The following is an 8666-nucleotide window of genomic DNA, read 5'->3' as shown; positions in this document are numbered from 1 at the left end:
AACGCCGACAGAAAACGACCATGCTCACGAATCGAGCGACAGCTCAACTCGTTCACGTAGTTCCACACAAAATTCACAGCGCGAGAAGCTTCACGCAGCTGCGCTGCGTGCTTGTCTCGCACTCGAACCTTGAGGGTTTTGGTCGCTTTCATTTCAGTCATGAAATACAGAATAGGGGCGGTTTTGTGGATTTTAACCCCTATGACCGCTTCGCGGTGGCGCTTTCATCCCCCACCTGAAGGAAGGGGCTTTTCGCGCCAGCTTGGTAAAACACGGCCTCAAGAAAGTCGTGGTCCGTGACTGCAACGCCATGAACGAATTCGATGCCTGGAAATCGGCGCTGCTCGCCGATGGCGAATGCGTGGGTACCACGGTATCGCTGCGTAACCTAAGCGATGCAATGCGCAAGGCTGGCGCCAACGGGATCGCCAAGGTCCGTTGGAACAAGGCCAGTCATGTGGTCACTTGGAGCGAACGCGCCAGGCAAAGCCAGAACACCCTGCCGCTCAGGCGCGTCGATTGAAGAGCGCCGCTCTCTACACCAGCAGCGGCTCCAGCTCACCGCTGAGAAATTGCTGCACGTAATCCGAAGCCGGTGCTGACCGCAGCGTAGCCGGATACGACCATTGTTCGAGCCGGCCGTCGCGCATGACGCCAATCCGGTCGGCCATGGCAAACGCCTCATCCTGGTTGTGGGTCACGATGATTGCCGTGTGATTGGTCGCCTTGATGATCTCGCGCACCTCACTGGCCAACCGTTCGCGGGTATTCACATCCAGGTTGGAGAACGGCTCGTCGAGCAGCAGGATCTCCGGCGCGGGCGCCAATGCCCGGGCCAGCGCAACCCGTTGCTGCTGCCCCCCGGACAGCTCATGCGGATAGCGGCTGGCGACATCCGGCAGGCGCACCGCTTCAAGCATCTGCTGCACCCGCAGCAGGCGCGCCTGCTTGCTGACGCCGCGCACGCCGAAGCCGACATTCTCTGCAACCGTCAGGTGCGGGAACAAGGCGTAGTCCTGAAACATCATGCCGATACGCCGATCTTCCGGCGCCACGTGCACCTTGGCCGACGACAGCAACCGACCGTCCAGGCTCAGTGCGCCTTCAAGCACCGGTTCGAAACCGGCAATCGAGCGCAGCACTGTCGACTTTCCGCAACCGGACGACCCAAGCAGGCAACCGACCTGGCCCCTGTCCAGCGTCAGAGAGAAGTCATGGATGACATTCACCCGGCCACGCGGCGTGTCATAAGCGACCCGGACCCCGGCAAGATCCAGATAGGGACGACTGGAAAGATCTTGCGCCACGCCAGAGGATTGATATACAGGCATCAGTCAGTGTCCATAAGAGAGTTTGGTGCGGGCCAACAGCATCACAGGCAACAAGCCCGCCAGGACGATCAGGATGGCGGCGATCGCGCCTTCTTCATAAGTGCCGCGTGAGGCCTCGGCGTACAGCCGGGTGGCCAGCGTGTCGAAATCAAGCGGCCGCAGTAACAGCGTGGCCGAGAGCTCTTTCATCGTATCGACGAACACCAACAGTGCGCTGGCCGCCAGGGCCGGGCGCAACAGCGGCAGATGGACCCGCCGCAAGGTGGCGCCGGGGCGCTCGCCCAAGGTTCGTGCGGCATGCTCGATGGACGCAGGCACCCGGGTCAGGCCGGCTTCGACAGCACCGATCGGGATGGCCAGAAAACGAATGCAATACGCGATGATCAGCAACCCGGTCGAGCCCATCAAAAACAGCTTCTGGGTTCCCAGCAGGCCGCCGACCAGGTTCTCGATCAACATCGCCGGGGTCATCAGGCCAATGGCCAATACTGTACCGGGCAGCGCATAGCCCAGGCTGCCGACCCTGGCGAACCCTCTGGCCGGCTGGCGCCAGGCACTTTCGCGCAGGGTTCTGCCGGCCCAGGCGATCATCAGCCCGACGGCCACGGTGATCAGCGTCGCCAGCGACGCGACCAGCAGTGTGTTGTAAAGGCTGTCGAGCAATGCACGCGACACCCCGGCCGAATGGTTAAGGCGTTTCCAGGCTTGCACACACAGGTAGGCTGCCGGGATCACAAAACCGATCAGCACCGGAACCAGGCCCAGCGACAAGGCCATCAGCGCGGCGGGCCCATGCAAGGTGCGCGGGCGCATCGGTTGCATTTTCTGGGTGTTGGCGAAGCGCTGACGAGCACGACCTTTGCGCTCGATCAGGATCAGCCCAATGATCACCACCAGCATGGTCAGGGCAATCTGCGCCGCCGCAGCCAGGTCAGAACGCGCGGTCCAGGCGGTATACACCGATACGGTAAGGGTTTTAACCCCCAGAAAACTCGACGCACCGATGTCGTTGAGGGTTTCGAGCAAGGCCAGGCTCAAGCCCACCGCCCAGGCGGGCCGCGCCAGCGGCAGGACAATACGCAGGAACACTTCCTGACGCTTGGCCCCCAATGTTCTCGCCGCCTCGATCAGGTTGGCCGCCTGGGTCAGGAACATCGCGCGCATGGTCAGATAGACATACGGGTAAAGCACAAAGCCCAGAATCAGAATCGCGCCGGTCATGTTGCGCACGTCGGGCAAGCGCCATTCGCGCGGGCTGCTGTAGCCCAGCAACGCTCTGATCGTTGATTGCACCGGGCCAATCGGGTGCAGCAGATCCAGGTAAGCGTACGCCATGATGTAGGTCGGCACTGCCAGCGGCAGCAATAGCGCCCAGCCAAGCAGGGCCTTGCCTGGAAAATCATACGCGCTCAGTAACCAGGCACTGCCGACACCGAGCACGGTCACCACCACGCCGACCCCGGCCAGCAAAATCAGCGTGTCGCGCAGGGCCACAGGCACCACGTTATTGAGCAGATGCTGCCAATGGGCAACATCGCCGGCAAACGCGTGCCACAACAGCGCGGCGACCGGAGCAATGACTATCAAGGCTGCCAGTAATGAGCCTGTCGGTGCCCACAAGCCACGTACGGCGCGGGAAAAACGCAAAGAGTAGAAATTCATCGGTCACGAGGGTATCTGAAGGGCACCTCTAAAAACTACCTACGTTGCCATCGCCGCGTTAAAAACAGGCTCACAATGCTCATTGACAGCCAGTCAACTCCGCTTGCTCGCCTTTTTTCGCCTTGCGCTGGCTGCCTCGCTTACGTTTTTAGAGATACCCTGAAGGCGACACTCACTGTTTTGAGCACCGCGTATAACAAACGCCCCTCGACAGCCAGAAAACGGCCAGCGAGGGGCGCTGCAAACGATTACGTCAGTTGTCGAAACCGACTTTATCGACCAGTTCACTGGCCTGCTTGCGATACTTGGCCACTTCAGCCACGTTCAGCGTATCGGCTTTCAATGGTCCCAATGCAGCGATGACCGGATCGACCGCTACGCCCTCGCGAACCGGGTACTCGTAGTTGGCCTTGGCATACAGCGCCTGAGCGTCTGCCGACACCAGGTACTCAAGGAAACTGACCGCGTTATCACGGTTAGGGGCACTTTTGGCGACCGAAGCGCCGCTGATGTTAACGTGGGTACCGCCATTGGGATTGCTGGCAAAGGTCGGACGCACGACCTTGATGGCATCGCCCCAGGCGCGGTCTTCGCTGCCCGGCTTGGCGTTTTTCATGTGGCCCACGTAGTAGGCGTTGGCAATCCCCAGGTCGCAGATGCCGCCGAGAATATCGCGCGCCACGTTGCGGTCGCCGCCGGCAGCAGGACGCGCCAGATTCTTCTTCACCCCTTCGAGCCAAGCTTGAGTGGCGGGCACGCCGTCATGGGCAATCTTGGCGGCAATCAGCGCGGTGTTGTACGGATGCTGACCGGCGCGGATGCAGACCTTGCCTTGCCACTTAGGATCGGCCAGCTCTTCATAGGTGAACGAGGTGATCGGCAGATCCTTGTCGGCGTACAGCACCCGATCGCGCATCGACAGCGTGAACCACTGACCATCAGCGCCGCGCAGGTTGGCCGGGATCACCTGTTCCAGGGTTTTGGACTTGACCGGCTGGGTCACGCCACCTTCGACCAGGTCCATCAGGTTGCCAATGTCGACCGTCATCAGCACGTCAGCCGGCGAACGCTCGCCTTCGGCCTTGACCCGCTCCAGCAAGCCCTCAGAAACAAAAATGGTCTTCACCTGCACGCCGCTCTGCTGGGTATAGGCATCGAGCAATGGCTGGATCAGCTTGGGCTCACGGGTGGTGTACAGGTTAAGCTCTTTGGCGAACGCACTACCCGTCGCGCCCATCGCCGCCGTGACAGCAAATACGGAGGCTGCGAGTTTTAGCACTGGGAACTTCTTGGACGACATTTTTATTTCCTTTTGTATGAAGTCTGAAACGCGTGGCATCCGCTGGCAGCGTCCGGTACGAGGCGCGTGCTGACAGGCTCCGGGCACACCCCTCAAGGGGTTCGCCCGGCTCGTTTTAAGAGCAAATTATAAGCATTAGCGGTTCAACCTACGGCTGGCGAATGTGTGTCAAATCATGAGTGGGTCAGCCACAACAAGCGCTCTGGCAATGAGGCTAAAAAGACGGACAAAAAAAATGCCCCGAACCTTACGGCCCGGGGCATTTTTGTGGACCAGGCTGCCAGGCAGCCGGTCCGGTAGAGGTCAGGCTATTACTTGGCCTGGGCTTCTACTTGAGCTTCTACGCGACGGTTGACTGCACGGCCAGACTCGGTGGCGTTGTCAGCAACAGGGCGCGATTCACCGTAACCAACGGATTGAACGCGGTTAGCGCCAACACCGTACTGGTTGACCAGAACCTGTTTAACAGCGCCAGCGCGACGCTCGGACAGTTTCTGGTTGTAAGCGTCAGTACCAACGGAGTCGGTGTGACCTTCAACAGTAGTGGTGGTTTGTGGGTACTGCTGCATGAAGTCAGCCAGGTTCTTGATGTCGCCGTAGCTGTCAGGCTTGACAACCGACTTGTCGAAGTCGAACTTCACGTCCAGCTCAACGCGAACGACTTCGGCAACAGCCGGGCAGCCATCAGCGTCAACAGTGACGTTGGCCGGGGTGTCTGGGCACTTGTCGACGTTGTCGCAAACGCCGTCGTTGTCGCTGTCGGAGCAGACTTCAGCAACCGGTGCTGGAGCAGGTGCTGCGGCTGGCTTGCTGCCGCCACCGAAGTTCACACCGATACCGACGCTTGGTGCCCACTCGGTGTCACCCTGGTCGATGTTGTACTGAGCTTCAACACCGGCACGGGCGTAGAAGTTGTCAGTGAAGTACAGCTTGGCACCAGCGCCCAGGTTGGCGAAGGTGGAGCCGTTACGGCCACCACGGCCGGTCTGGCCGATGCTTTGGTCGGAGAAACCGGCCGAAACGTAAGGACGCAGCATGTCGCCTGGGTTGTTGAAGTGGTACAGAGCGTCCAGGGCGGTGTTGGAGCCCTTGATGTTCTTGCCATCTTCGCCACGAACGTTGTGAACTTCGTCGTAGCCCAGACGCAGTTCAACGTCGTCGGTCAGGAAGTAACCGATCGAGCCGCCGAACAGATTGCCATCGTTTTTGAAGTCACGAGCGCTGTCGTAGTATTCTTTTTTGGCAAAGCCTTCGATTTCGACTGCGCCTTGACCCTGTGCCAGCGCGCCGAACGAAGTTGCGGCAACGATAGTACCAATGGCCAAGCCCAAGGTGTTTTTCAGTTTCATCCGTTAAATCCCCATCTGGTGATGTGTGAAGCGACCCCATAAAAACGGGGACAACTCGTAGGCAAGTCTATCAGAACATGCCGGTTTGTTAGAGGTATTTGCGCCGAGTTAAGTTTCGGCAATACCTGCAAATTTTTCACGAAGCTTATCCAAAGCCCGCTTGTAGCGCATTTTCGTTGCGCTCAAGCCCATGTGCATGATGTCTGCGATCTCCTGGAACTCCAGCTCTGCGACAAAACGCAGCACCAGAATTTCCCGATCGATCGGGTTTACATGCACAAGCCAGCGATCGAGCCCGCCCTTTTCTTCGGTCTTCGGCGTCTTGTCTTCCGACGCTTCCTCGACCGGGTCCAGGCTCAAAGCGTCCATCAAGCGACGCTTACGCCGTTCCTTTCGGTACTGAGTGATGCATTCGTTATAGGTGATGCTGTAGAGCCAGGTTTTGAATTTCGATTTACCTTCGAAATTTTTCAAGCCATACAACACCTTAAGCATCACCTCCTGACAGACATCGTCCGCGTCGCGATCGTTCCCTAAATATCGTGCGCATACGTTAAAAAGTGTCCGCTGGTAGCGACGCATCAGTTCTTCGTAGGCTCGCGTCACGTGAAACAGTTCATCATGGGCGCGCGCGACCAGCTCCTCGTCGGAGAGATCCCGTGGTTCATAGCGCAGCGATAGCGGAGAGGGTGTATTCAAAACGAGTCGTGCCGACAGTCAGGTCATAGGCCGCCATCGCCTGCGCAGGTGCAGACGATTTTTGGGCGGCACATATTAGCAAATCAGCCGCTTAACGGCTGCTTACTCGTTGTTCAAGAAGAATACGGTTGGAGAACGACACCAGCTCGCCATCATCGGTCAGCAGGGTAGTTTTCGCGGTGCCGATTTCCTCGATTTGCCCCTCGATATCGCCGACCTGAATGAACTGGCCAACCTGATAGAGCTCACGCACATAAATACCCGCCAGGATCTGCCCGGCGATTTCCCGGCTGCCCAGGCCCATCGCCAATGCTACCGCCAGACCCACCGTGATCAACACAATGACAATCACGTGGTTGAGCAGGTCGGTTTTCACTTCCAGCTGACTGATGGCAACCGAGATACTGATGATGATCACCAGACCCTGGGCAACGCGTCCCAGCCCTGCAGCATAGTCGACACCTACGCCTTCTGCTGCGCCACGTACCAGACCATTGGCCAATTGTGCCAATAAAACCCCTACCAGCAGCACCAATGCTGCGCCAAATACCTTCGGCAAGTACAGCGCAAGCATGTCCAGTGTCGCGGAAACCCGCTGCAGGCCCAGCGATTCTGCCGCCGAAACCAGAAAAATCAACAGGACGAACCAGTAGACGATTTTGCCGATCAGGGTCGAAATCGGCACTTTTACGCCGGCCCGGCTGATCAGCTTGGTCAGCCCGGTGCCGCCCATCAGGCGATCCAGACCCAACTTGGCCAGCAGCCGTGACAGCAGCGCGTCCAGCAGTTTGGCCACCACAAAGCCCAACAGCACGACAACCAGCGCGCCGAACAGGTTAGGTATGAAGTTAGCAATTTTGGTCCACAACGCAGTCATTGCGGTCACGAGACTCTGGGTCCAGAGATCCAATTCCATGTTCAATCAGCCTTATCGACAGGGCGAGCATTAGGTTTGGCACGACGCGAAACCGGGGAAACGTGGGCACTGCCGCTGTTCACGGCAATCATCATGGCTTGCGTCCAGCGGCCCAGCAGACCGAACAGCACGCCCGCACCGACCTGGCGGTTGGCGGTTTTCAGGACACGGCCCAGACAGGCATCGTCGTCGCGCACGGAGGACGACGCCTTGAGCATGTCACGCAGTGATTCTTCGAACGGATCGTGCATCGGACACCTCATCGCAATGTCACACAGAGACGAGACCTTGGGTCAACGAGTCACAAACCGCTTGCAGGCCACATCCGGCCGCTGCAACTGGCAACTACCCTACCCCAGGCTTGCTGACCGCCGGCTGTCGGCAACGCCGATATTACCGGCTGCCCGTCACAACCAGCGAAGACGCCGGTACAGCCACCACTGCCCCACCGCCAGCGCCACGATCAGTGCGCAGGCAACCAGAAACCCCTGCGAATTGTCCGCCCCCGGAATGCCACCGACGTTGATCCCGAGCAGACCGGTCAGAAAACTCAGCGGCAGAAAGATCCCGGTGATCACCCCGAAGCGATACATGGTGCGGTTCATCCGCTCGCTCAAACGCCGGTCTTCGGCATCAAGCAGCAGCCCGACGCGCTCACGGGTCAGCTCCAGTTCTTCAAGATAGCGGGTCATGCTGTTGTTCAGCTCGTTCCAGTAGTCGGCATCGTCGTCGACGAACCACGGCAATTTGCTACGCGACAGCTGGCCGAAGATATCTCGCTGAGGGGCCAGAAAACGCCGCAAACCGGCCGCCCGACGGCGAATCTGCAACAATTTGCCGTGGTCGGGGTTATAGCACTCGTCGGCGTCGTTCTTTTCTTCTTCCTCGTCGGTCGCCTCGCTCAGGTCGGTCACCAGGTCCTGCAACTTGTCGGTCATAAACTGCGACAACCACAGAATCAGCTCTGAAGCCGTGCGCGGGCCGCGGCCCTCGAGCAACTGTTCAATCAGTTCGTCCGTGGCCCGTAGCGGTCGCAGACGCAGGGAGATGACCCGCTGAGCCGCGGCAAAAATGCGCACCGAGACCATGTCTTCCGGTTCAGCGCCAGGGTTGAGATTGACCCCGCGCAAAAACAGCAGCAACTCCTGATCCGGCAACGACAGCAGACGCGGCCGGGTGTTTTCTTCAAGTAACAGGTTGCAGTTGAACTCCGACAGGCCACTGTCCTGGCGCAACCAGGCGTGGGTCTGCGGGTGACCACGATCCCAGTGCAGCCACAGGCTTTGTTGCGGTTGTAACTGCAGGTCGTCAAGTTCGGTGCGGGCGATCAGCCGCGCACCGCCCTGACCATCCAGCACGAGGGCATGCACCAGCCCCCACTGCGCGTTGGCTTCATCAAACATGGAGGT

8 protein-coding genes and 1 pseudogene are annotated in these 8666 nt (G+C 59.1%); 1 reads left to right on the top strand and 8 read right to left on the bottom strand.

The features are described from left to right. Nucleotides 1–310: 310 nt before the first annotated feature. The gene (locus NJC38_RS25875) at nt 311–523 is read left to right on the top strand and encodes a hypothetical protein (protein ID WP_253117767.1); all 213 of its coding nucleotides are present in this window, start codon (nt 311–313) and stop codon (nt 521–523) included. Nucleotides 524–623: 100 nt separating this feature from the next. Here NJC38_RS25875 and NJC38_RS25870 read toward each other — a convergent pair. The 8 genes and pseudogenes from NJC38_RS25870 to NJC38_RS25835 all read right to left on the bottom strand — a co-directional run. Then, nucleotides 624–1229 (bottom strand): annotated as a pseudogene (locus NJC38_RS25870) (ABC transporter ATP-binding protein); the annotation flags it as partial. A 105-nt stretch (nt 1230–1334) separates the two neighbouring features. Next, the gene (locus NJC38_RS25865) at nt 1335–2993 is read right to left on the bottom strand and encodes an iron ABC transporter permease (protein ID WP_045491911.1); all 1659 of its coding nucleotides are present in this window, start codon (nt 2991–2993) and stop codon (nt 1335–1337) included. Between the two features lie 253 nt (nt 2994–3246). After that, on the bottom strand, nt 3247–4293 hold the full coding sequence (locus NJC38_RS25860) for a Fe(3+) ABC transporter substrate-binding protein (protein WP_045491914.1): 1047 nt from the start codon (nt 4291–4293) through the stop codon (nt 3247–3249). A 311-nt stretch (nt 4294–4604) separates the two neighbouring features. Then, entirely contained in the window at nt 4605–5642 is a 1038-nt protein-coding gene (locus NJC38_RS25855) for an OmpA family protein (protein WP_253117765.1), read from the bottom strand. A gap of 108 nt (nt 5643–5750) precedes the next feature. After that, on the bottom strand, nt 5751–6341 hold the full coding sequence (sigX, locus tag NJC38_RS25850) for an RNA polymerase sigma factor SigX (protein WP_144403324.1): 591 nt from the start codon (nt 6339–6341) through the stop codon (nt 5751–5753). A gap of 91 nt (nt 6342–6432) precedes the next feature. Continuing rightward, nucleotides 6433–7257: a mechanosensitive ion channel domain-containing protein gene (locus tag NJC38_RS25845; RefSeq protein ID WP_045491921.1), complete on the bottom strand. Its 825-nt coding sequence runs from the start codon at nt 7255–7257 to the stop codon at nt 6433–6435. A gap of 2 nt (nt 7258–7259) precedes the next feature. Next, the gene (locus NJC38_RS25840) at nt 7260–7508 is read right to left on the bottom strand and encodes a hypothetical protein (protein WP_045491924.1); all 249 of its coding nucleotides are present in this window, start codon (nt 7506–7508) and stop codon (nt 7260–7262) included. Between the two features lie 156 nt (nt 7509–7664). Beyond that, the gene (locus tag NJC38_RS25835; RefSeq protein WP_253117763.1) at nt 7665–8660 is read right to left on the bottom strand and encodes a zinc transporter ZntB; all 996 of its coding nucleotides are present in this window, start codon (nt 8658–8660) and stop codon (nt 7665–7667) included. Between the last annotated feature and the right edge of the window lie 6 nt (nt 8661–8666).

Origin of the sequence: Pseudomonas sp. 21LCFQ010 (assembly GCF_024129905.1) — a bacterium.
Lineage (GTDB): Bacteria > Pseudomonadota > Gammaproteobacteria > Pseudomonadales > Pseudomonadaceae > Aquipseudomonas.
Note: the sequence above shows the minus strand (reverse complement) of the source record. Positions and strands in the feature narration are given on the sequence as shown.